The sequence below is a fragment of the Mycoplasma sp. 06067-C1-B144P-99-0482-3 genome (assembly GCF_051053925.1).
Lineage (GTDB): Bacteria > Bacillota_I > Bacilli_A > Mycoplasmatales > Mycoplasmataceae > Mycoplasma > Mycoplasma leachii.
Genome location: NZ_CP144017.1, coordinates 501,619 through 527,396 on the forward strand (window position 1 = coordinate 501,619; position 25,778 = coordinate 527,396).

Genomic DNA, 25,778 nt, shown 5'->3' on the forward strand with positions numbered 1-25,778 from the left:
AGATTTATTTGAGTAATAAAAAACTTATAACAATAAAAATAGTCAGAATCACTTTTATTTAACAAAAATTTTAAAATGAGAGTTTGATCCTGGCTCAGGATAAACGCTGGCGGCATGCCTAATACATGCAAGTCGAACGGGGGTGCTTGCACCTCAGTGGCGAACGGGTGAGTAACACGTATCTAACCTACCTTATAGCGGGGGATAACTTTTGGAAACGAAAGATAATACCGCATGTAGATCTTATTATCGCATGAAAAAAGATCAAAAGAACCGTTTGGTTCACTATGAGATGGGGATGCGGCGTATTAGCTAGTAGGTGAGATAATAGCCCACCTAGGCGATGATACGTAGCCGAACTGAGAGGTTGATCGGCCACATTGGGACTGAGATACGGCCCAGACTCCTACGGGAGGCAGCAGTAGGGAATTTTTCACAATGGACGAAAGTCTGATGAAGCAATGCCGCGTGAGCGATGACAGCCTTCGGGTTGTAAAGCTCTGTTGTAAGGGAAGAAAAAATAAAGTAGGAAATGACTTTATCTTGACAGTACCTTACCAGAAAGCCACGGCTAACTATGTGCCAGCAGCCGCGGTAATACATAGGTGGCAAGCGTTATCCGGATTTATTGGGCGTATAGGGTGCGTAGGCGGTTTTGCAAGTTTGAGGTTAAAGTCCGGAGCTCAACTCCGGTTCGCCTTGAAAACTGTATTACTAGAATGCAAGAGAGGTAAGCGGAATTCCATGTGTAGCGGTGAAATGCGTAGATATATGGAAGAACACCTGTGGCGAAAGCGGCTTACTGGCTTGTTATTGACGCTGAGGCACGAAAGCGTGGGGAGCAAATAGGATTAGATACCCTAGTAGTCCACGCCGTAAACGATGAGTACTAAGTGTTGGGGTAACTCAGCGCTGCAGCTAACGCATTAAGTACTCCGCCTGAGTAGTATGCTCGCAAGAGTGAAACTCAAAGGAATTGACGGGGACCCGCACAAGTGGTGGAGCATGTGGTTTAATTCGAAGCAACACGAAGAACCTTACCAGGGCTTGACATCCAGTGCAAAGCTATAGAGATATAGTAGAGGTTAACATTGAGACAGGTGGTGCATGGTTGTCGTCAGTTCGTGCCGTGAGGTGTTGGGTTAAGTCCCGCAACGAACGCAACCCTTGTCGTTAGTTACTAACATTAAGTTGAGAACTCTAACGAGACTGCTAGTGTAAGCTAGAGGAAGGTGGGGATGACGTCAAATCATCATGCCCCTTATGTCCTGGGCTACACACGTGCTACAATGGCTGGTACAAAGAGTTGCAATCCTGTGAAGGGGAGCTAATCTCAAAAAACCAGTCTCAGTTCGGATTGAAGTCTGCAACTCGACTTCATGAAGCCGGAATCACTAGTAATCGCGAATCAGCTATGTCGCGGTGAATACGTTCTCGGGTCTTGTACACACCGCCCGTCACACCATGAGAGTTGGTAATACCAGAAGTAGGTAGCTTAACCATTTGGAGAGCGCTTCCCAAGGTAGGACTAGCGATTGGGGTGAAGTCGTAACAAGGTATCCGTACGGGAACGTGCGGATGGATCACCTCCTTTCTATGGAGATATTTACATTACTGACTATTTAATTCTATTTAGTTTTCAGAGATCGTCACACATCTCTAAAAATATAGATTGTTCTTTGAAAACTGAATATTAGATGAAATGCAATTTTCTGATTATAACAATATTTATAATTAGATAATTATTACGATATTAAATTCGTAATGACATCAAAAACAATTAACTAAAATTAATTGAGTTACAAATTGCTAGAAAGATTTTCTAAAAAATAGTAAGGGCATATGGTGAATGCCTTGGAAAATGGAGCCGAAGAAGGACGTGACTACCTGCGATAAGTCTGGGGGAGCTGGAAGTAAGCTTTGATCCCGGAATTTCCGAATGGGGAAACCTAACATGATTTATCTCATGTTATCTATAAGTAAATACATAGCTTATATGATGGGAACCTAGGGAACTGAAACATCTTAGTACCTAGAGGAAAAGAAAATAATAATGATTCTGTTAGTAGCGGCGAGCGAAAACGGAACAGGCCAAACCATTCTACGGAATGGGGTTGTAGGACTTTTGTTCGAGTTAGAAAATCATTATATAATAGAAGCTACTGGGAAGTAGCGCCATAGAGGGTGATAGCCCCGTATATGAAATGTAATGATCTCAATAAAGTATCCTGAGTACGGCGAAACACGTGAAATTTTGTCGGAATCTGCCAAGACCACTTGGTAAGCCTAAATACTACCATTTTACCGATAGTGAACCAGTACCGTGAGGGAAAGGTGAAAAGCACCTCGAAAGGGGAGTGAAATAGTCCCTGAAACCATATGCTTACAAGAAGGTAGAGCCCGTTAATGGGTAATACCGTGCTTTTTGTAGAAAGAGCCGGCGAGTTACTATTGCATGCAAGGTTAAGTTGATATAAACGGAGCCGTAGTGAAAGCGAGCCTTAATAGGGTGTTTAGTATGTAGTAGTAGACACGAAACCAGGTGATCTAGCCATGAGCAGGTTGAAGTTAGGGTAAAACCTAATGGAGGACCGAACCAGTATTCGTTGAAAAGACTTTGGATGACTTGTGGCTAGCGGTGAAATTCCAATCGAACCTGGAGATAGCTAGTTCTCCCCGATATATCTTTAAGGATAGCGTTGTGTGAATTGTTATGGAGGTAGAGCACTGAATCTATGATGGCTGCACCTAGCGGTACTGATTAGAATTAAACTCCGAATGCCATAATTTCTGCACAGCAGTCAGAACATGGGTGATAAGGTCCATGCTCGTGAGGGAAACAGCCCAGATCGTCAGTTAAGGTCCCTAAGTGTAAACTAAGTGTGTAAGGATGTGGAACTGCACAGACAGCTAGGATGTTGGCTTAGAAGCAGCCATCATTTAAAGAGTGCGTAACAGCTCACTAGTCGAGTGATTCTGCGCCGAAAATGTACCGGGGCTTAAGTTTACCACCGAAGCTACGGATTGTATGTAAATACAGTGGTAGGGGAGCGTTCTAAATACAATGAAGTCAGACTGTGAAGACTGGTGGAGTGTTTAGAAGTGATTATGCCGGCATGAGTAACGTTTGGAAGTGAGAATCTTCCATGCCGTTTGACCAAGGTTTCCTGGGCAAGGTTCGTCCACCCAGGGTTAGTCAGGACCTAAGGCGAGGCTGAAAAGCGTAGTCGATGGACAACAGGTTGATATTCCTGTACCAGTTAATTAGTGATGGAGTGACGGAGAAGGATAGTATATCCCGGGTGCTGGATATCCCGGGCTAAGCACAAAGATGGCAATGTTGGCAAATCCGCATTGTATTAACATTGAAGTGTGAAAATAGGGGAGTGAACGGTTCGCCTAGTAACGAAGTATATGACTCCACGCTTCCAAGAAAAGCTTCTAACTTAATAATTAACTGCCTGTACCTAGAACGAACACACGTGGTCAAGGAGAAAATCCTAAGGCAAGCGAGATAACTGTAGCTAAGGAACTCTGCAAAATAACTCCGTAACTTCGGAAGAAGGAGTGCTCATTTATGATGAGCCGCAGTGAAGAGGGAGGGGCAACTGTTTAACAAAAACACAGCTCTCTGCTAAGTCGCAAGACGATGTATAGGGGGTGACACCTGCCCAGTGCCGGAAGGTTAAAAGGAGAAGTCAGCGTAAGCAAAGCTTTGAATTGAAGCCCCGGTGAACGGCGGCCGTAACTATAACGGTCCTAAGGTAGCGAAATTCCTTGTCAGGTAAATTCTGACCCGCACGAAAGGTGTAATGATCCCTTCGCTGTCTCGGCTGCAGACTCGGTGAAATTTTAGTACCGGTGAAGATGCCGGTTACCCGCAACTAGACGGAAAGACCCCGTGGAGCTTTACTATAACTTGATATTGAAATTTGGTATAACGTGTAGAGGATAGGTGGGAGACTATGAGACTAGGACGCTAGTTCTAGTGGAGTCAACCTTGGAATACCACCCTCGTTATATTGGATTTCTAACTTGAATCCATTATCTGGATTAAGGACAGTGTCTGGTGGGTAGTTTGACTGGGGCGGTCGCCTCCCAAAAAGTAACGGAGGCGCTCAAAGGTATCCTCAGTATGGTTGGAAATCATACATAGAGCGTAAAGGTAGAAGGATGCTTAACTGCGAGACTTACAAGTCGAACAGATACGAAAGTAGGACTTAGTGATCCGGCGGTCCCGTGTGGAAGGGCCGTCGCTCAACGGATAAAAGTTACCCCGGGGATAACAGGCTTATCTCCCCCAAGAGTTCACATCGACGGGGAGGTTTGGCACCTCGATGTCGGCTCATCGCATCCTGGAGCTGTAGTCGGTTCCAAGGGTTGGGCTGTTCGCCCATTAAAGCGGTACGCGAGCTGGGTTCAGAACGTCGTGAGACAGTTTGGTCCCTATCTGTTGTGGGCGTTGGAAAATTGAAAAGAGCTGTTCCTAGTACGAGAGGACCGGAATGGATGCACCTCTGGTGCTCCTGTTGTCACGCCAGTGGCATAGCAGGGTAGCTATGTGCAGAAAGGATAATCGCTGAAGGCATCTAAGCGAGAAGCCTCCTTTAAGATGAATTTTCCCATTCATAAGATGTAAGATCCCATGTAGACCACATGGTTGATAGGATGGATGTGTAAGTGCTGCGAGGCATTAAGCTAACCATTACTAATAGATCGAGAGAATTTTAGAAAAAAGCAATTTTAACTTACATTTCAAACTAATAATCAGTTTTCAAAGAACAATCAAAAAATAATCTGGTGGTTATAGCATAGAGGTCACACCTGTTCCCATGCCGAACACAGAAGTTAAGCTCTATTACGGTGAAGATATTACTTATGTGAGAAAATAGCAAGCTGCCAGTTTATAAGAACCCTAGTGGTTCTTTTTTTATTTCTTTTTAAAATTACTAATCTTTTATTAATAATTTATATAGGTTAATCTCTTACTTTATAATAATATTAGACTAAAAGAAAAGAGAAAATAAATGCAACATATAGTTAAAAGCTATTTAAAAACTTTTTTTCAAAAAAATTATGTTTCAACATTTGGGATTCTTCTTTTTATTATTACTTTAGTAACTGTTATTATAGGAATGCTTGCTACACCATTGCAATTAAATAATAGAATCAATTATTTAGCAAAAAACAATACTAGTTATGATTCAGTATTAGATACAAAATCAATGAATTATAATCCTGAATTTAGTTATAATTTTTTTTATTTAAATAGAGAAATTAATAATAAAGACACTAATAGTACAAAATTATCTGATCTTTATATTAAAGCTATTAATTCTCAATTAGAAAGTAATTTTGATACTAGTAGTGATAAAAAAGATAATAATTTGTATATTTATGATGTTAATAGCACTGATGATAAAATTAAAATTAATTTCATTAGTAATTTAATTAATAGTGATTTATTTAGATATAGAAATGGCGCTTTAATTAAAATTGAATCTTATATATTAAATAAAAATTATGAAAGTAATAATAACCAAAATAGTTTTTTAAATATTTCTAATCAAATTTTAAAGAGAATAATTGCTGATTTTCATCAAAGTATGACTGATGGGTTTTATTTAGATGATAAATCTAAATATGATTATGTTATTTCAGAATTTTATAAAGCTTATTCTCGTTTTAATAGTTTTTTAACAATTAATGAAATTAAATTAATTGATAAACCTATTCTAACTTTAAAATTTACTGATATTTTAAGTAAGTTTAATAATAATAAAATAGATGAAATAATAAGCTTTTTAAAAAAACAATTAGATGATTAAAAAAACAAATCAAAAACTATAAAAAAGAAAAAACTTATTTGCCTTCTTTTTTAGTTTTTTCAAAAGAATTTACAAGAGAATTAGCTGATGAAAAATTTTTATATGATGATCGTATTTATATTGTTGATCAGTTATTAAATAACACTGATAATTTTTCATTACAAATCAAAAAAAGTTTTAAAATTCAACAAAGTTCAGTTGGACAATTACTACCCTTTTTAACATTACAATTAACCTCAGATAATCAAGTATTTAAAAATACTAAAAAAGACTTTAACGAAATTCAGTTTGATAAAAACCATAAAAATTCTAAATTAGCTAATAAATGAAATCCAAACATTAGTTATCAAAAAAAAGTGAATCCAACTGAAATAGTTATTTCATCTTCATATGCAAAAGCAAGAAATTTAAAAATTAATGCTAAATTTGTTATTCCAAGTTCTAATATTTCTGATATTTATTTAAATTTAATTAACAAAAAAGATGCTTATTATTTAAATTCAATAAATAGCAAAATAGTTGGAATTGGTTCAACTTTTGATGATATAGTTTCTAAAAACTCAGCTACTGACTATTTTCAAAATAAAACTAGTTATGTAGTTGGATATACTAGTAAAGAATTTATTAATTCAATAAGAAACTCTAGATGAAACTTTGCAAACAAAATTGATACTTCATATCAAGTAAACTTTAGAGTTAAAAATTTAAATAATGTTTCAACAAGTCAATTAAATCAACATTTTATTATTAAATTTGATAATAATTCTAGTCAAAATTTTTCAGTTTTTGACAAAACTAATTCTTTAATTACTGAATGATATTCACTAAGAACTTCTCAAGCAATTAGTATTATAAAAGTTCAAGTAATAATTTATATTGTTATAGGTGTATTTGTTTTATTACTTTCATTTGTTTTTATTAATTTTGCATTAAAAAAAGAAATGAACGAAACAAGAAGACAAATTGGAATTTTTAAATCTTTTGGTTATAAAGTAGTTGAACTTTCTTGAATATTTGCTTTTAAGACTTGATTAACAATCTTTTTTGGATTAATTATTGGATACATTTTATCAATTCCAATTCAAATATATTCATCTTCAAATTTTATTAACTCTATAACATTTACTTTTAATAATATTTATATTTCACCATTATTATTAATTTTTTTGATTTTAATTATTCCATTAATATTTTTAATGGGTTCTTATTTAGCTTCAATTATTTATATTAAAGAACAGGTTTTATCATTAATGAATAATTCTAAAAAATTAAAAAGAACAAAAAGTGGTGCATTTACAAACTTATTATCCAAACACAATATTGGGTTTAATTATAGAATGCGTTTATCTTTTATTAAAAATGCTAAGGGTAAATTTGCAGTTGTTCAAATTCTTTTTGGTTTTGCTTCTCTAACTTATACTTTATTATTTGTTGCTCAAGCTATTTTATTTCAATCAATTAACCAAAGTTTATTAGTAATTAAAGATGATGTTATTACTAAGTCAGCTTGAAATGTTAATAAAAAAATTGATAATACTAGTAAAAATGATAAGTTAGCTTATGTTAATCCAAATGATCCTAATACAAGACAAACTTTAACTTATCATGATTTAAGTAAAAAAAATATTAATAATTATTTAAATAGTGATCCTAAACAAACTGATAGTAGATATAGAGTAGAATTATTTTTAAAAATTTTAAATAATACTTTTAATTCACTTTCAAATGACAAAAAAATTTCAATGATATTACCACTAGAGTATGCTAAAAAAACTTTAGTTCCATTTTTACAACCAGGTAAAACAGAAACTAATGATTATGAAGTTTTAACTAAAGAAAATGATTATTATTTAAGTTATATTAGTAAATTTAATTTGTATAATGAAAATCCAAAATGAATAACTGCTTTAAATGATTTTAAAAATAATAAAAAAATCAATTTAACAATAAAAGATTTATTAAATGACAATAATCATCTTAATAAAATATTTTATGATTTAAATTCAGCTACTGATGAACAATTACAAAACACTATTATAGGCTTACAAGCAAATAAAAATAATTTAAATAATTCAATCTTTTTAAGTTCATTTGCTAAAATTTTTTCTTATAAATTAGTACAAGCTTATAGTTTTTATAAAATATTTAATAATTATAAAGAGTCAAAAAATAATATACAAAAAGCTTGAGATCTTTTAATTAAAGATAATGATTTATTAAAATTTAATCCAAATGATCAAAAATACTGAACTATTGCAAATAATCCCTTATTAGAAAAAATTATTAATGATAATTTAAAAAATAATAAAAATAAAAAAGAACAAAAAAATGTTTTAGATTCTAATCCTAATTTTTCAATTGATTCTTTATTAAATTCAACAAATTTATCAAATGCTAGTCAAAGTATTTTATTAGCTTCTATGATTATGCAAAATCTAGATAATAAGTTTGAAAAAAATCCTATTGTTAGCTTTAATCAAATGTTTTATGATTCAACTACAGATTTATTATCAGCTACAGTGCTTGCTTCAAATAGTGATGTTTTAAATCCTGGTTCTTATGCTTTAGTATTATATAGATTAAAAGATCATAAGTTTGGTGATGTTAATCAATTTTTAAATTTTAAAGGAGTAAGTTTAAAAGCTTTTCAAGATCTAAGAAAATTACCAAAAAGATATAAAAATTTACCGACATTTAATGTTATTGTTCCTTATTATTATGCACAAGCAAATAATTTAGTAATTGATAGTAAAATTGTTGTTGAAACTAAATCAACTTTTGTAAAAAAATTTGTTTTAAATGTTGTTGGGATTAATAAATCTGAAACTTTATCAATTTCAAAAACTCCTAATATATTTTTAGATTATGACTTATTTGCTAGTGAAATGTTTTCTCAAGATTTATATAAAAATAACAATCCTTTAATTTTTAATCAGTTGTGAAGTAAAAATAAAATTTTAGAAGGAACAATTAATTTTTCTAAATTAGATGATTCTTTTAAAACAATTAAATACTATGGAAACAATTTAGCAATTGATATTAACAAATCTGCGCCAATTTTTTTATCAATGTATTCAACTATATTTACTGAATTTAATAGTTTTATTTCAAAATACAAAACTTTAGATTTAGCAAACGATATTTATAATACTCCAAATCCTGCTATTCAAAATTTAAGTAGATTAAATTCAAAATTATTTAACTTTAATTTAATAAAACAAACAATTGATAAAATTACAAAAATTACAAATCAAGTAATGTTGTTATTTATTTTATTAGTAAGTTTGTTATTAACAATTATTTTAGTAGTTGTGATGAATATTGTTGTTGATGAAGCTAAAAAAACTATTTTAACACTAAGAGCTATTGGGTATGAAAATAGTGAAGTAAATTGAATTGTTATGGGTAGTTATATAATTGGGGTTATTGTTTCATTTATTATTGCTTATTTATTATCTAATTTAATTTGATGATCATTTTTATATTATGTAAGTCATAAATGACATATTTATATTTTTTTAGGATTTGATTTTAAAACTTTATTTGTTACATTTATTGTGATTGCTCTTATATTATTTATAGGTTGAGTATTTTCAAATAAACAAGTTAAAAAAACTCCTTTAACTCAAATAACTCAAGCTGAATAAAGTAGGTAAATATGGTTGATTTTATATTAATTAAAAAAAACTTTTTTAAAAACAATGTTTCTAAAAAACAAAAAACTAAATATTTAAATATTAATATTAATTGAACTTTTTTTGATTTTAATAAAATTTTAAATAAACCGGATTTTATTACTTATTTACAAAACTCATCTAAATTAATTTTTTCTTATTTGATGATTAATGTAATTGAACAAAAAATTGATCAAATTAGAGATTTATTTAATAAAACTAATGATGCTTGTATTAAATATTTATTAAAAACAAATAATGATAATTTTATAGAAATTAACTATAAAAACTTTTTATTAACAAGTTATACTTTATTAAAAACTTTTATTAATGAAGTTTTTATTTATTGAATTTTTAATGATGCTTTAAAAAATCATTGAATTGAATTTAACAAAAGTTATGATAATAATTTAATGTTTAAATATAAGTTTGAAAGACTAGAATTAGATTTTCAAAAAAACTTATTTAATATTATTAAAGCAATTAATAAAAAAATAGATGATCCTATAATTAGAATCTTAATTTCAGCTTATATTGAAGATATTAATAATAAGCAAATTTATTTAAATCAAATTCAAAAAAAATTAATATAAAATATAAAATGTGTTTAGAAAGAAAAAAATATGATAGAACAATTAAATGAAATTTTAAATAGTTTTAAAACTAAATTAAAATCAGTTAAAGATCTAAATAATTTAGAAGAGCTAAAAAAAGAATTTGTTGGAAAAGATTCTAGTTTAACTACAATTTTAAAATCAATTAAAACTATTAGTAATGAACAAAAGCAAGAAATTGGTAAATTAGCAAATCAAATTAGAACTACTATTATTGATAATTTAAACAACAAACAAGAAAAATTAAAAAATAAAGAATTATTAATAAAATTAGAAAAAGAAAAAATTGATGTTAGTTTAAAAAATTCTAGTTTAAAATTTGGTTCAAAACATGTTTTAAATATAGTTATTGAAGAAATTAGTGATATTTTTACTGAAATTGGTTTTGAAATGGTTAGTGGAACTGAAATCGAATCTGATTTATATAATTTTCAAAAACTAAATTTACCACTAGATCATCCTGCAAGAGATATGCAAGATACTTTTTATTTAGATAATAATTTGGTTTTAAGAACACATTGTACTAATATGACTTCAAGAATGTTAACTAAATTAGCTAGTTTAAAAACTGATGAAAATAATTTAGCTGTAATTAGTTATGGAAATGTTTATAGAAGAGATGATGATGATGCTACTCATTCTCATCAATTTGTGCAAATAGATGGATTTGTTGTTGGAAATAAAATAAGCTTTGCTAATTTAAAATGAATTTTAAAATATATGTGCCAAAGATTATTTAACAAAGATATTAATATTAGATTACGTCCAAGTTATTTTCCTTTTACTGAACCAAGTGTTGAAGTTGATGTAAGTTGTTTTAAATGTGATTCTAAAGGATGTTTTATTTGTAAAAAAACTGGTTGAATTGAAATACTAGGTGCTGGGATGATTAATGAACAAGTTTTGAAATTAAACGGATTAGATCCAACTAAATGCTCAGGACTAGCTTTTGGTATTGGTATTGAAAGAATTGCTATGTTAAAATTTAGTATTTCAAATATTAGAAACTTTTATGAAAATAATGTTAAATTTTTAGAGCAATTTAAATTTTATTCAGAATAGGATTTTGTATGATTATTACAAGAAATTGATTAAAAAAATATCTTAATTTAGATAACATTTCAAATGATCAAATTAATATGGCTTTAAATTCTTTAGGATTTGAAGTTGATAATGTTTATGATTTAAACTCACTAAATTCTGAACTAATTTTAGGTTATATAGAAGAATCAAAACAAATTTTAAATACTCATTTGAAATTAAATAAAGTTAATATAGGAACCAAAAGTTTACAAATTGTTTGTGGAGCTAGTAATGTCGATGTTGATCAATTTGTAGTTGTAGCCCCAATCAATGCAACTATTGCAAATGGTTTAACTTTAACTAATAAAAAAATTCAAAATTATGAATCACAAGGAATGATTTGTGCTTTAAATGAAATTGGTATTAGCCAATCTGTTATTAATAAAGAAGACCAGTTAAAAATTTATAATCTTTTTGATAAAAAATTAGATTTGAAAAAATATTTAGGAAAAGATGTTAAACAAATTATTGGTTTAGATGATTATTTATTTGAAGTTGATTTAACTTTAAATAGAAGTGATTGTTTAGCTAGTTTTCAAATTTTAAAAGAACTTGCAAATTATTTTGATTTAGAAATTAAAAATTATGATAATAAATTTAATGATTTTAAAGAAAATAATTTAGATTTAAAAATAACAATTAATAAAAAGATTGAAGAACAAATAAGAACTATTAGTTATTCAAATTTTGTTTTAAACAATCATTTAAACAAATTAGACTCAATTGATGATATTTTTTTAAAATTAAACCAAATTAGTTCAACTAATAATTTGATAAATGATCTAAGTTTACTTTCAACACTTGCAACAGCTCAAGCTAATATTTTAATTGATTTAGATAAATTAAAAAATTTTAATTTAAAATTAGAATTAATTAATCATAATGATAAAGAACTTTTGTGTTTAACTAGTGATAATCAAATAGTTAATATTATAGGTTTACAAACTGAATCTAACTTTAGTATTGATAGTAATTCTAAAAATGTTTTAAACATTATGTTAAATATTAAACCTAATTTAATGAGAAAACAACAAAAACTTTTAAATACTTCTAATATTAATTTACAAAGATACATTAAACCAATTAACCCTAATTTATTTGATCTAGCTAATTCGAACTTAGCTAATTTATTAAATAGCTATAATTTAGTTAATAAAGCTTATAAAGTCAAAGTTTTAAAACAAACTTATAAAAATAAAACTGAATTTGAAATTAAAATATCTGAAATTAATGATTTACTAGGAACTGATTTAACTATTAATCAAATTAAAAATCTATTTAAAAAATTAGATTTTAAAATTAATAATAAAAATGACTTATTAACTTTTAGTATTGATCCAAACAGAATTGATATACTAAGTAAAAATGATTTATGTGAAGAAGTTGCTAGATTATATTCATATGATAATATTCAAGAAGTTGCTTTAAGTTTTATTAGTTTTAAAAAACCTAAAAATTTAAGTTTAAAATTAGAAAATAAATTAACTAATTATTTAATTGGTTTAGGGTTTAATAATACTAAAACTTATTCTTTAACAAATCAAATTGATGCAAGTCATTGAAACTTATTTAATATCTCAGATTTTATTAATTTATTATCACCATTATCAAATTTAAGACAAACTTATAGAACTAGTTTAAGTAAATCATTAATTGATACTGCTATTTATAATCATTCTATTAATAACAAAGAATTAAAATTATTTGAAATTGCAGATATTTATAATTTAAATCAATCAAAACAAAGACATTTAGTATTTTTAACAAGTCATCATATTTATAAAAATGTCTTAAATCATCAATTAATTGAAAATAATTTTTATTATAATAAAGAAATTTTAGAAAATATTTTTGATTTATATAATTTAGATTTTAGTCAAATTAAATATGTTAATAATTTGGATGTTATTAAAGAAATTCATCCTTATATTAATGCATCTATTTATTATCAAGAACAATTAATTGGCTTTATTTATCAATTAAATCCCAAATTTGAAGCTGAAAATAAATTAAATAAAACTTTTGTTTGTGAAATTAATTTAGATATTTTAAATAAATTAAAAAATAATATTATAGAAGCAAAAACACTAAGTAAATTTCAAAGTTCTTCAAGAGATTTAACAATAGAAATTTCAAATGATTTAAATTATCAAGACATTTTATTAAAAGCTATTAGGGATGTTAAATATATAACTAGTAACAAAGTTGTAGATTTATATTTAGATGATAAACTAGCTAAAAATAATACAAAAGCTTTAACTATTCAATTTATATTTAATGACTTAGAACATCAATTAACTGAAGCTGAAATTAATACAGAATTTGAAAAAATTATTTCTAATGTTAAAAAAATGAAAGTAGTGATTAGATAATGAAATTAGTTTTTAGTATTAATGATTTTAAAACTAAAAAACATTATAAACTTAAAGATGAATTAACTGATTTAAATAGTTACCAATCAAATAATATTTTAATCAAGTCATATGATTATATTAGTTATGATTTAGATCTTGATTATAATGAATCAATTAAAACTATTTATATTAATGGAATAATTAATTATACAATTACTGGTATTGATTCAAGAATAGGAAATGAGATTAAATATAATAATTCTATTGACTGAAATGATGAGTATAGTTTTACTAATAATAGTGATTTTAATACTAACATTATTATTAGTGATCAATTTAATTTATTAGATTATATAATTGAGCAAATAAATCTTAATATTCCTTTCAATTTATCTTTAAATAATGATATACTTAAAAAGTATGGTCTTGGATGAAGTTTAGAAAGCGAAGATGACTTTCAACATTCTAAAAATGATCAAATAGATCCAAGATGAGAACAACTTGATAATTTTAAATTAGATAAAACTAAATAAGGAGGTGTATTAACATGGCAGTACCATTTAGAAAAACTAGTAAATCTGCAAAAAATAAAAGAAGAAGTCATTTAGCACTTTCAGTTGCTAGTTTAGTGTCATGTACTAATTGTGGGGCTATGATTAAACCTCATCATGTATGTAAAGAATGCGGATTTTACAAAAACAAAGAAGTTAAAGTAGTAGAAGCATAATAACATATCTTTTAATTTGGTTGTACTTGATACAACCTTTTTTTATTTTTTATCTAAAGTGGTATATTAATAATGAACAGTGTATAAAAGTGATAAATAAATGTTATTTGATACATATGAACATTGTATTGATGCAAAATAACGTTTAACTATACTAGCTAAATTAAGAAATAAACTTTCAAATCCAATTTATTTAACCAAAGGATTTGATGCTGATTTAGAAATTTGATCAAAAGATGATTTTTTATTACAAATAAAGAAACATTTAAATAAAATGAGCGATTAAAAAGATATTAGAAATCTTGAAAGAATTATTTGATCAAATACTGTTGAAATTGATATTGATAATTTAAGAAGAATTAAAATTCCTTACTATCTAATTCAAAGTTTAAACATTTAAAAAGATGTTTTTATTTTAAAGTTAGTAAATCACTTAGAAATATGAAGTAAAAATAAATATAATCAACATAAAAAAGAATTTATAAAAAATAAAAAATAGTTAGGAAATTATATGGATAAACATATTCCAGTTTTATTAGATGAAAGTATTAAATATTTAAATATCAAGCCTAATGGTATTTATGTTGATTGTACACTTGGAAGAGCTGGACACGCTAGTGAGATTTTACAAAAGCTTAGTCAGAATGGTTTTTTATATGCAATTGATCAAGATAAAGTTGCAATTGATCAAGCAAAAGAAAAATTAGAAAAAATTAGTAACAATTTTTTTCTAATTCAAGGTAATTTTTCAAATTTATCAGCTTTGCTAGCTATTAATCATGTATTTAATGTTGATGGTATTTTATATGATTTAGGAGTTTCTTCGCCCCAGTTAGATATTGGATCTAGAGGATTTAGTTATAAAATTGATGGTCCATTAGATATGAGAATGGATATTACTAACAACAGTTTGACAGCAGATATTATAGTTAATCAATATCCAGAAACTCAGATTGCAGATATTTTATTTAAATATGGTGAAGAAAGTTTTGCAAAAAATATAGCTAAAAAAATTGTTTTATCCCGTCCAATTAATTCAACATTAAAATTAGTTGAAGTAATTAAATCCGCATTGCCTCAAAAAGTTTTAAAACAAAAAAAACACCCAGCTAAAAAAACTTTTCAAGCATTAAGAATTTTTATAAATAATGAATTAATAGTTTTAGAAAATTCTTTAAAACAAGCTTTAGAATTATTAAATAGTAAGGGAAGAATTTGTGTTATTACTTTTCATTCTTTAGAAGAAAAAATAGTTAAAAATATTTTTAATAATAGTACAAATTATTTTCAAGAACAATTATTTAATAATTTGCCAATTAAAGCAAACTTAAATTCTCAATTTAAATTAGTAATCAAAAAACCGATTAAACCAAGTTTATTAGAGTTAGAAAATAATCATCGTTCTCATAGTGCAAAACTTTGAGTTATTGAAAAAAATTAGAGGTATTTATGGATAAGCAAATATTTCCAATTATTGAATTTAATAAAAATGTTATTAATTTTCAAATTGTAAAATATTTTAATGACCAAGCTATTATTATGTATAAAAATACTTATATATCAGATGAATTTGAAATTCTAGATAAATATCAAATTAAAGATAATTTAAATATTTATAAATTTTTAGTTAGTTGTTTTAATGAATTTGAAAAAAACTCTAATTTTTCAAAGATCAAACAAGTTGGTTTGATGATTTCAAACTCAGTTAATATTACTAGAAAAATAACAAATTTTGATTTAAAATCTAAAGACAAAAAAACAATTTTAAATACAAATTTAGACTATATTATTAAAAAAATAAATAAGTTACAAACTCAAGATTCAAATTTAAAATTATTAGATTCTAAATTAGTAGAATTACAAGTTAATAATAAAATAATTGATTATCAAAAATTAGATAAATATTACATTAATAGTGTTGATAATAAATTAATAATGATTTTTTTAGAATTATCAATTACTTATGATCTTTATTATTCACTAGAAAAGCTTTTTTCAAAATTAAATAAACAAATTGCTTTTGTTAAACCAAGAATTTTGTGTTTAAATCAACTAGTAAAAAATCAATGTAAAGATCATAAATTAATAATTGATTGAAATTTAGATCAAATTGAAGTTGGTGTTTTTCAAAACAATGTTTTATTAAAAATTTTAAAATTTTCTTTTGGAATAAATAAAATTATTAAAAATCTTAGTCAATTATTAAACATTAGTTTAGAAATGAGTAAAGATTATTTATTTAATAATCTAGATTTTTCTTCTTTTAATATAGATAATTTAAATGTTTTAAGTTTATGAAATAATTCAGAAAATAAATTAGAGATAACTAATGGAAAACAATTAAGAAATAACATTAAAAATATTATCAGTGAAATTTATTTAGCAATTAAACAAAATGTTTTAAAAGATCAAGACATAAATATTTATCAAGTTTATAATTTTGGATTAATTAATAAAATTTTAGCAATTAAAACAATATTAAAAGATTTGAAAAATGATCATTTTATAACTAGCAATTTTTTAGGAGATTTAAACTTTGAACAAGATTCAAGTGCTTTTATAGCAGCTAGTTTATATTTTAAAAATAACGAATTTACTAGTTAAAATTCTTTAAAAATACTATTTCTATAAAGGTTTTTTTATAAATTCCAAAAAGCACTACTAAGATAAAAATATTTTTAAAAATCAATATATCATTATTATTAGAAAGGGCTAAAATATGACAAACCAATTTAAACAAATAGCAAGAATTAAAGTATTAGGTGTTGGTGGAGCTGGAAACAATGCCATTAGAAGAATGTTTGAAGAAAATGTTCAAGGTGTTGAATTTTATATTATAAATACTGATGCACAAATTTTAGAATCTTCACCAGTACCAAACAAAATTATATTAGGAGAAAAAACTACTAAAGGACTAGGAGCTGGAGGAAATCCTGAAGTAGGAAAAGCAGCAGCTATTGAAAGTGAAGAAGAAATAAGAAAAGTAGTTGAGGGTGCTGATTTAATTTTTATTGCTGCTGGAATGGGAGGAGGTACTGGAACTGGTGCTGCTCCTGTAATTGCTAAAATTGCTCAAGAATCTGGAGCATTAGTAATTGGAATTGTAACTAAACCATTTATTTTTGAAGGAAGACATAGAAATATTAATGCTAAAGAAGGTTTAGAAGAATTAAGAAAATATGTTGATTCAGTAATAGTTGTTTCAAATGATAAATTATTAGAGTACATTGGATCAATTCCAATTGCTGAGTCATTTAAAGAAGCTGATACTATTTTAAAACAAGGTGTTCAAACTATAACTGATTTAATTGCAGTTCCAGCTACAATTAATTTAGACTTTGCTGATGTTAAAACAGTTATGTATAAAAAGGGAAATGCTTTATTTGGAATAGGAGTAGCTTCTGGAAAAGATAAAGCTGTTGAAGCTGCAAAAGAAGCAATTTCATCAAAATTATTAGAAGCTTCAATTGAAGGAGCTAAAGATATTATTGTAAATATTACTGGTGGAAGAACAGTAAGTTTAAACGATGCTTATGATGCAGTTGGAGTTATTAGTCAAGCTGTAAATAATAAAGAATTAAACATTGTTTTTGGTATGGCTATTAATGATGATTTAACAGATGATGATGAAATTATTGTAACTGTTATAGCAACAGGTTTTGATAATAAAAACTTACAAAATCATGAACCAAATATTGTAAAATCAAATAAATCTGAAATGCAATCAGAAGTTATGAAAAAATCAGAAACAAAAGAAACTGAAGAAGAAAATGATGAATTTGATGATGAAATGAGTTTAACAACAACAGAAGATACTGAAGAAGATTTCAATGATGATGATTTTCCAACATTTTTAAAATAGGAGATAAATATTATGTTTTTTAAAAAGAAAAAAAGTAATTTTAAACACGATGATAAAGATCAAGATCAAATAGAATTTGAATCGACTGATTCTGATTTTTATGAAAATGAAAGTTCTATTTTAAAAGATAGTCATAATCAACAAAGTACTTCTAATCAAAATTATCAAACAAATAATTTTGATAATGACTCTAGTTTTAAAGACGATCATTTAGATTTTGAAAAAACTCATATTAATACATATGTTTTTAGTCCTATGAAATTTTCTGAAATTAAATCAGTTGTTGATACTTTATTAGAACATAGTGTTGTTGTTGTAGATTTTAAAAACTTAGATGACACTAAAGCTAAACGTTTTAAAGATTTTCTTTCTGGAGTTTTATATATTAAAAAAGGTGAATATATTAGACTTAATGAAAATATTTATAAATTTATAATTAAAAATTAAAATAATTTATTTAATTTTTATTAATTTAAAAATGAATGATAAATATCCAAATCTAGCAAAAACTATGATTAATATGTGAAACTCTAGATTTTCAAAAACTATTCACAAAAGAGATGAAGGTTTTGCTATTAATTTTAGCCCTATTAAAATATTTTCATTTCTTAATTCAATAAATAGAAATTCAAATAAAAAATTAAAAATTAAAGAATACAAAAATCCTAATTTGAATTTTTGAATTTATTCATTAGATAATACAAAATTAGCTGCAAGTATTTGATTGAATGAAAAAGAATCTAATAAATGAGTAATTGGTGTGCATGGGTATAATTCTAATCGTTTAGATGTTTTATATTTAATATGACATTATCAAAGTTTAGGATATAATATTTTAACTTTTGATTTTAGAAATCATGGTATTAGTGATTCTAATTGCATTACTTGAGGTTATAAAGAAAAATGAGATTTAATTGCTGTTATTAATTGGTTAATTAAAAACTATGATGTTAGTTTAATTGGATTAGTTGGAACTAGTATGGGTGCTTTTACAACTAATTATTTTTTATTAACAGAAAACGATTTGATTAAAAAAGCAAATATTAAATGAGCAGTTTCTGATTCTTCATATATGTCTGTTAAAAATCTTTTACAAAGAATGATTAAAGATTATTCTCCTAAATTTTTAACTAATCTTTCAAAAGATGTTTTAGATAATATTTTAGAAATTTATAAAAATGAATATGATGTTGATTTAACTAAATTAGATTTTGTTAAGTTAATTTCAATTAATACAAAATATATTCCAGTTTTATATATTCATAATCGTCTAGATAAAGTCACAAGTTATTTAGATAGTTTTAGAATGTATCAAATGAAAAATAATATTGAAAATAGTTTTGCTAATCAAATTGAAATTTATGATCGCGGAACTCATCATACTAAATCTATTATTGAATTTGAAAATGAATATGTAAGTAAAAGTTTAAATTTTGTTAAATTACAAGAAAAAAATAATCACAAACAAAAATAAAATTTATAAAATACTACTATAAATTTATTTGAATTTATTTTAAATATTCATTACTTAATTAACTTGATTAATATTAGTAATCCTTATTAAATAATTGCTGTGATAACTTAAAATAAAACTAAAAATGAACTTTTAAAAGTTCTTTTTTTGTTTTTTACATTTCTTAATACTAATATTAGTAAAAATGAAACTTTAATAAATAAAATTAATAAATTTAGATGTCAACTATACATTATAAATTAGTAAAAAATTAAAAAATATTAGTCCATAAGATTAAACATTACTTTTTAGTATTTTATTTTTTATTAAATAACTAGAAAAAATAGACAATAAGCTTAATTTAATATAAAATAACCTTAATATAAAAAGACACATTTTATAAATAAACTTTTTTCAGAGAGCTAATGGTTGGTGAAAATTAGTAAAAGAATTTATAAAATATCACTTTTTATCTTCAAAAAAGAAAAGCTATAGCTGAGTAGAATTTTGCGGTTGTCACGTTAAAACTATAAAGATAAATTATAGAATATTTTTATAATTTAATTAGGATGGTACCGCGGTAAATCGCTCCTTAGTGGAGTGATTTTTTGTTTTTAGAAAGGAAGAAAAATATGTCAAATAAATATAAAGACACATTACTAATTGGTCAAACTAATTTTGATATGCGTGCAAATTTAGCTCAAAAAGAGCCTAAAATTGAACAATTTTGACTAGATAACAAAATTTATAATAAAAAAATGAAATTAAATGAAAACAAAAAAATTTTTATTCTACATGATGGACCACCTTATGCAAATGGAGATTTACATATTGGTCATGCTTTAAATAAAACTTTAAAAGATTTCATTGTTAGATATAGAAATGCAGCTGGGTATTATTCTCCTTTTATTATGGGTTGAGATACTCATGGTTTGCCTATTGAAAGTGCTATTACTAAAATGGGTGTTGATCGTAAATCTATGAGCAGTGTTGCTTTTAGAGAACTTTGTTATAAATATGCTTTAGGACAAATCCAAAATCAAGCTGATCAATTTAACCGCTTAGGAATGTTTACTGATTATGATGTTAAGTATGTAACTTTAACTCATGATTTTGAAATGTCTGAGCTAAGATTATATGAAAAAATGTATCAAAAAGGATTGATTTATAAAGATTTAAAACCTATTTATTGATCACCATCAAGTGAAACTGCCTTAGCTGATTCTGAAATTATTTATAAAGATATAACCTCTCCTTCAATTTATGTAGGTTGTGATGTTATTAATAGTGATGAATTTAAAAATACTCAATTAGTTATTTGAACAACTACTCCTTGAACTTTACCATCAAACCAATTAATTGCTATTGGAGAAAAAATTAAATATAGTTTAGTTCAAGTAGAAAATCTTGATAAACAATTTATTTTAGCTTCTGATTTAGTAGATCAAGTAAGTAAAATTATTGGTTGAGAAAATGTTAAAGTAGTTAAAGAATTAGATGTAAATAAATTAGTTGGATTAAATTATGTTCACCCTTTATATGATTCAAAAATTAATAAAATAGTTTTAGGACATCATGTTACAAGTGAGTCTGGATCAGGTTTAGTTCATATTGCTTCAGGATTTGGTGAAGATGACTTTTTAATTGCAAAACAAAATAATGTAAAACCATTTGCTCCACTTGATGATCAAGGAAAATTTACAAATGAAATTGGTGATGTAGATCCAGAAATTGTTGGTATGTTTTATGATGATACTAATAAAATAATTACTAAAAGATTAGAAAATAACCATAAATTATTAAAACTAAACTTTTTAACTCATTCATATCCACATGACTGAAGAACTAAAAAACCAATAATTTATAGATGTACTTTACAATGATTTGTTAACTTAGCTCCAGTTAAAGAAGAAATTTTAAAAAATGTTGATCAAATTGATACTCATCCAAAATGAGCTAAAAAACGTTTATATCAAGTTTTAGATGAAAGACTTGATTGAACTATTTCTCGTCAAAGATTATGAGGAGTTCCAATTATTGCTTTTTATGATCAAAATAATAATTTAGTTTTAAACAATGAAATTTTAAACTATGCAATTAATAAAATTGAAGAAGTTGGGACTAACGCTTGATTTAGTTTAGATGCTGATGAATTTTTACCAGATGAATATAAAAATAAATCATTAAGAAAAGAAAAAGACACTTTAGATGTTTGATTTGATTCAGGAAGTAGTTCAATTGCTTTAAGTGAGAAATATCCTAAGTTACAAACACCTTATGATATTTATTTAGAAGGAAATGATCAATATCGTGGTTGATTTAATGCTTCAATGATTAATTCAACTATTTATGCAAACAAATCTCCTTATAAACAATTAGTATCACATGGTATGACTACTGATGAAAAAGGAAATAAAATGTCTAAATCACTTGGTAATGGTGTTGATCCAATTGAATTTTCAAATGAACTTGGTGCTGATATTTTAAGATTATGAGTAGCTTCAACTGACTTTACTGATGATCAAAAAATTGGAAAAGAAATTATTAAACAAATTAGTGAAGCATATAGAAAAATTAGAAACACAATGCGTTTTATTTTAGCTAATTTAAATGATTTTAATCCTAAAACTGATTATCAAGCTAAATTAAGTGAAGTTGATATGTATAGTTTAGCTAACTTAACTGCTTTTAAAAATAGAGCTTTACAAGCATATGAAGAATTAAACTTCAATTTAGTTTATACAACAACTATGAATTATGTTACTAAGAATTTATCTGCTTTTTATTTAGATTTTATTAAAGATATTTTATACATTAATAGTAAAAACGATCTAAGAAGAAAACAAGTTCAAACTGTTTTATATGAACAATTGTATTGTTTGATTGATATTTTAAGACCAATTTTAGTTCATACTGTTGAAGAGGTTTATCAAAATTTAAATGACAATAAACTTGAATCAGTTCACTTATTAGATAATAGAGAACAAAACTTTGTTTATGATAAAGAATTTATTGATAAATGAGATAAAGTAATGGTTTTAAGAGATGATGTTAATAAAGCTTTAGAAATTAGTAGAGAAAGTAAAATTATTAATAAAGGATTTGAAGCTGTTGTTTACATTAAATTAGATAAAGAATATGAAAAATTAAAAGATATTAAAGATTTAAGTCGAATCTTTATTGTTAATAGTATTAATTTTGTAGATAATATTGATGATAGTTTTGTTAGAACAAATATTTCATCAATTAAAGTTGTACAAAAACAAGGATTAAAATGCCAAAGATGTTGACAAATCTTTGATAATTTAATTGATGATGAAATTTGTAATCATTGTAATAATGTAGTTAAATCATTATAGGTGAAAAAATGTGAATAAAAGATAAGCTAGTAGAAACAAAAGTTTTTTTAAAAAACCACAATTATCTTTGAAAATTCAAACTAGTAGTATGTTTACCTATTTTTATAAGTTTAATTAGTTTTGATTGAATTACAAAAGCTGTAGTTGTGTCTCATATGAGATTAGGAGAAACTAAAACTTTTATTAGTGGGTTTTTAAACTTTCAATACGTGATTAATCTTGGAATGGCTTATGGTAGGTTACATGACAAATCTTATTTAGTAATTATTTTTGCAACAATTTTTAGTTTATTTTTAACAATAATGTTTATTTTTTTAAATAATAAAAAATGATTAATTGTTCTAGTAATTATATTAGCTGGATCTTGAGGTAATTTATTAGCTAGATTGTGAGCTCCAGGTAATGAAGATAATTTATATTATGGAGTTGTTGATTTTTTAACTTGAGATTTTAGTTTATTTAATTCAAGAGATTATGTGTTTAATTTGGCTGATTTGTATGTCAATATTGCAATTGGTTTAACAATTTTATTTACTATTATTGAATTAGTTTTATATATAAAAAGCAAAATTAAAACAAAAAAAGAAAAAATAGAAAATGAACAAAATAACTCTTAATTCATTAAATACAACTTTAAGATTAGATAAATTACTAGTTGAATTATTAACTAGTTATGATTATTCAAGAAGTTATATTCAAAAACTAATTAAAGAAAAATGTATAAGTGTTAATGATCAAATTATTATTAATAATAATTTTTTAGTTAAACCAAATTCTGAAATTGTAATTACTATAAAAGATCCTATTTTAGATACAAATTTAGTTAAAAATAAAGACATTGACTTAGATATTATTTATCAAGATGATGATTTATTAGTTATTAATAAACAAAATAATATAACAGTACATCCAAGTTTAAATAATACAAATAATACAATTGTTAATGCTTTATTAGCAAGTGATGTTGAACTTTCTTCAATTAATGGTGAGTTACGTCCTGGAATTGTACATAGAATTGATAAACAAACTACAGGTTTATTAATTATTGCAAAAAATGATAAAACTCATAAATTATTAAGTGAAATGTTTAAAAGTCATCAAATTTATAAAGAATATTTAGCAATTGTAACTGGAGTAATTAAGCCAAATAAAGGTTTAATTGATGCTCCAATTGGTAGAAGTCAAACCGATCGTAAAAAAATGAGTGTTACAGCTAAAAACTCAAAACAAGCAATTACAACTTTTGAAGTAGTTGAACGATTTTTAAAAAATACTTTAGTAAAATGTCAAATTCAAACTGGAAGAACTCATCAAATTAGAGTACATTTTAACTATATTAATCACCCTGTTTTAAATGATCCAGTTTATGGTAAAAAACACCAAGAATTTACTGATTTTGGTCAATACCTTCACGCTTATAAATTGAAATTTATTCATCCAATTGCAAAAAAAGAAATTGAATTAATATCGCCTCTTCCTAAAGAATTTGATGATAAAATTAAAGAATTAAGGGGTGAAAGTAATGACTAATATTTCTACTAGTGATAAAAAAACTTTAGAAAACTTTTTTATTAAAAATTTTAAATATAAGTTATTAAAGTCTAAAGTTAATTCTAGTGTGAGTTATTTATATAGTTCTAGTGAAAAATACCAAGTAATTATTTTAAATTTTGACAATAGTATTTCATTTGAAAAAGAAAAAGAATATATTATTAAAAAGGTTGAAAAGCAAGTAAAAAAACGTGTCAATGTTTTTCATATTATAATTAGTGAAGATAATCAATTGACTACTAAAAATAATTTAGTTGTTTTACAATCTTCAATTCAAGATTTAAAAGCTAATTTAGAACCATATTTTAATAACACGAACTTATTACTTTTTAATAAAATTGAAGATAATGAGTTAAAAGAAAATAAAGAAACAAATGAAGAAAATAATATAAAATTATTTACTAGTTTTTTAGAAAATGTTAAAAATAATAAAATTTCTTTATCTTGAGTTATTTTAATAGTACTTGTTTTAATTCCTAGTATTTTACAAATTATTGGATATTTTATTTTAGAAACAAATCCAAATAGTAAAAATATTTTAATTTTAGTTTTTGGTGGAACTAATTGAAATTTAACGATTGTTGGAAAACAGTGATGAAGAATTTTTAGTTATGGTATTGCCCCAATTAAAAAAAATGGTTTAATTATTGATATTTTAAGTTTATTAATTTTAGGAACTGGCTTTTTTAGTATTTCAAAAATTACTGAAATACAATTAGCAAATACTAAGAAACTAAGTTTAGTGATAATTTTAAGTTATTTAGTTTTAGGTTTATTTTCAAGCAGTGTTTTACCAACAATTTATACTGGTGGAATAATTAGTACTATGGGAATATTTATTGGTGCTTTATTAATTGATGTTTCAGGTTCAAGTACTCCTGTGGCTAAATTTGGTCAGGCAAAAGCTGTAGTTTGTATTTTACTTTTAGTTGGATTTTCATTCTTTTTAGGTGATGGCTGAACTGGATTGTTAATTACTGGAACAGCTATTATTTTAGGAAGTGCTTTTTGAGGAATTTTTAAATTTAATATAAAAGAGTGAAATTGAATCCAATATGTTCATATTGTTTTAATTTTAGCTATTTTAGTTATTAGTTTAACTTTTATTCTATTACCTCATTTAACTCCAGCACTAGATCAACATATTTTGCTAGCTCTATCAACTTATTATAAAAAAGGTTGATTTAGTATTCACAATTTAAATAAAATAGTTAATAATATAGGTTGAGATGGACAATTTAATCAATTTGGAAAGTTCATTACTAATTTTTAA

Annotated in this window: 14 protein-coding genes, 3 rRNA genes and 2 pseudogenes; all 19 read left to right on the forward strand. The window is 25.6% G+C overall.

Annotated elements, in window-relative coordinates; translation table 4 throughout:
* Window positions 1–71 precede the first annotated feature (71 nt).
* Window positions 72–1,594 (forward strand): 16S ribosomal RNA (locus tag V2P32_RS02200).
* Window positions 1,595–1,822: 228 nt separating this feature from the next.
* Window positions 1,823–4,733 (forward strand): 23S ribosomal RNA (locus V2P32_RS02205).
* Window positions 4,734–4,796: 63 nt separating this feature from the next.
* Window positions 4,797–4,905 (forward strand): 5S ribosomal RNA (gene rrf, locus V2P32_RS02210).
* The 16S, 23S and 5S rRNA genes sit together here, the layout of an rRNA operon.
* Window positions 4,906–5,027: 122 nt before the next feature.
* A pseudogene (locus V2P32_RS02215) lies at window positions 5,028–9,475 on the forward strand (ABC transporter permease).
* An 11-nt stretch (window positions 9,476–9,486) separates the two neighbouring features.
* Window positions 9,487–10,095, forward strand: coding sequence for a hypothetical protein (locus V2P32_RS02220; RefSeq protein ID WP_434343904.1), 609 nt, complete (start codon window positions 9,487–9,489; stop codon window positions 10,093–10,095).
* Between the two features lie 30 nt (window positions 10,096–10,125).
* The gene (gene pheS, locus V2P32_RS02225) at window positions 10,126–11,178 is read left to right on the forward strand and encodes a phenylalanine--tRNA ligase subunit alpha (protein WP_434343905.1); all 1,053 of its coding nucleotides are present in this window, start codon (window positions 10,126–10,128) and stop codon (window positions 11,176–11,178) included.
* Window positions 11,179–11,186: 8 nt separating this feature from the next.
* Window positions 11,187–13,571, forward strand: coding sequence for a phenylalanine--tRNA ligase subunit beta (gene pheT / locus V2P32_RS02230; protein ID WP_434343906.1), 2,385 nt, complete (start codon window positions 11,187–11,189; stop codon window positions 13,569–13,571).
* Window positions 13,571–14,086 carry a YceD family protein gene (locus V2P32_RS02235; protein ID WP_434343907.1) on the forward strand — a complete coding sequence of 172 codons (516 nt, stop codon included), beginning with the start codon at window positions 13,571–13,573 and terminating at the stop codon, window positions 14,084–14,086. Before pheT ends, V2P32_RS02235 begins: the two co-directional genes overlap by 1 nt.
* 14 nt (window positions 14,087–14,100) lie before the next feature.
* A complete protein-coding gene (gene rpmF, locus V2P32_RS02240) occupies window positions 14,101–14,280 on the forward strand; it encodes a 50S ribosomal protein L32 (protein ID WP_013447700.1) in 180 nt (59 codons plus the stop codon).
* Window positions 14,281–14,425: 145 nt separating this feature from the next.
* Window positions 14,426–14,779: pseudogene (locus V2P32_RS02245) on the forward strand (division/cell wall cluster transcriptional repressor MraZ).
* A gap of 12 nt (window positions 14,780–14,791) precedes the next feature.
* A complete protein-coding gene (gene rsmH / locus V2P32_RS02250; protein WP_434343908.1) occupies window positions 14,792–15,721 on the forward strand; it encodes a 16S rRNA (cytosine(1402)-N(4))-methyltransferase RsmH in 930 nt (309 codons plus the stop codon).
* A gap of 8 nt (window positions 15,722–15,729) precedes the next feature.
* On the forward strand, window positions 15,730–16,884 hold the full coding sequence (locus V2P32_RS02255; protein ID WP_434343909.1) for a hypothetical protein: 1,155 nt from the start codon (window positions 15,730–15,732) through the stop codon (window positions 16,882–16,884).
* A 115-nt stretch (window positions 16,885–16,999) separates the two neighbouring features.
* A complete protein-coding gene (gene ftsZ, locus V2P32_RS02260; RefSeq protein ID WP_434343910.1) occupies window positions 17,000–18,142 on the forward strand; it encodes a cell division protein FtsZ in 1,143 nt (380 codons plus the stop codon).
* A 12-nt stretch (window positions 18,143–18,154) separates the two neighbouring features.
* Window positions 18,155–18,589, forward strand: coding sequence for a cell division protein SepF (locus tag V2P32_RS02265; protein ID WP_434343911.1), 435 nt, complete (start codon window positions 18,155–18,157; stop codon window positions 18,587–18,589).
* Window positions 18,590–18,620: 31 nt separating this feature from the next.
* Window positions 18,621–19,616, forward strand: a complete 996-nt coding sequence (locus V2P32_RS02270; RefSeq protein WP_434343912.1) for an alpha/beta hydrolase — start codon at window positions 18,621–18,623, stop codon at window positions 19,614–19,616.
* A 611-nt stretch (window positions 19,617–20,227) separates the two neighbouring features.
* Window positions 20,228–22,954, forward strand: a complete 2,727-nt coding sequence (gene ileS, locus V2P32_RS02275) for an isoleucine--tRNA ligase (protein ID WP_434343914.1) — start codon at window positions 20,228–20,230, stop codon at window positions 22,952–22,954.
* An 8-nt stretch (window positions 22,955–22,962) separates the two neighbouring features.
* Window positions 22,963–23,571 (forward strand): signal peptidase II, encoded by a 609-nt coding sequence (locus V2P32_RS02280; protein ID WP_434343915.1) that lies wholly within the window; start codon window positions 22,963–22,965, stop codon window positions 23,569–23,571.
* Complete coding sequence (locus V2P32_RS02285) at window positions 23,552–24,484, forward strand: RluA family pseudouridine synthase (RefSeq protein ID WP_434343916.1); 933 nt, start codon at window positions 23,552–23,554, stop codon at window positions 24,482–24,484. Before V2P32_RS02280 ends, V2P32_RS02285 begins: the two co-directional genes overlap by 20 nt.
* The gene (locus V2P32_RS02290) at window positions 24,477–25,778 is read left to right on the forward strand and encodes a hypothetical protein (protein WP_434343917.1); all 1,302 of its coding nucleotides are present in this window, start codon (window positions 24,477–24,479) and stop codon (window positions 25,776–25,778) included. The genes V2P32_RS02285 and V2P32_RS02290 overlap by 8 nt, the downstream gene beginning before the upstream one ends.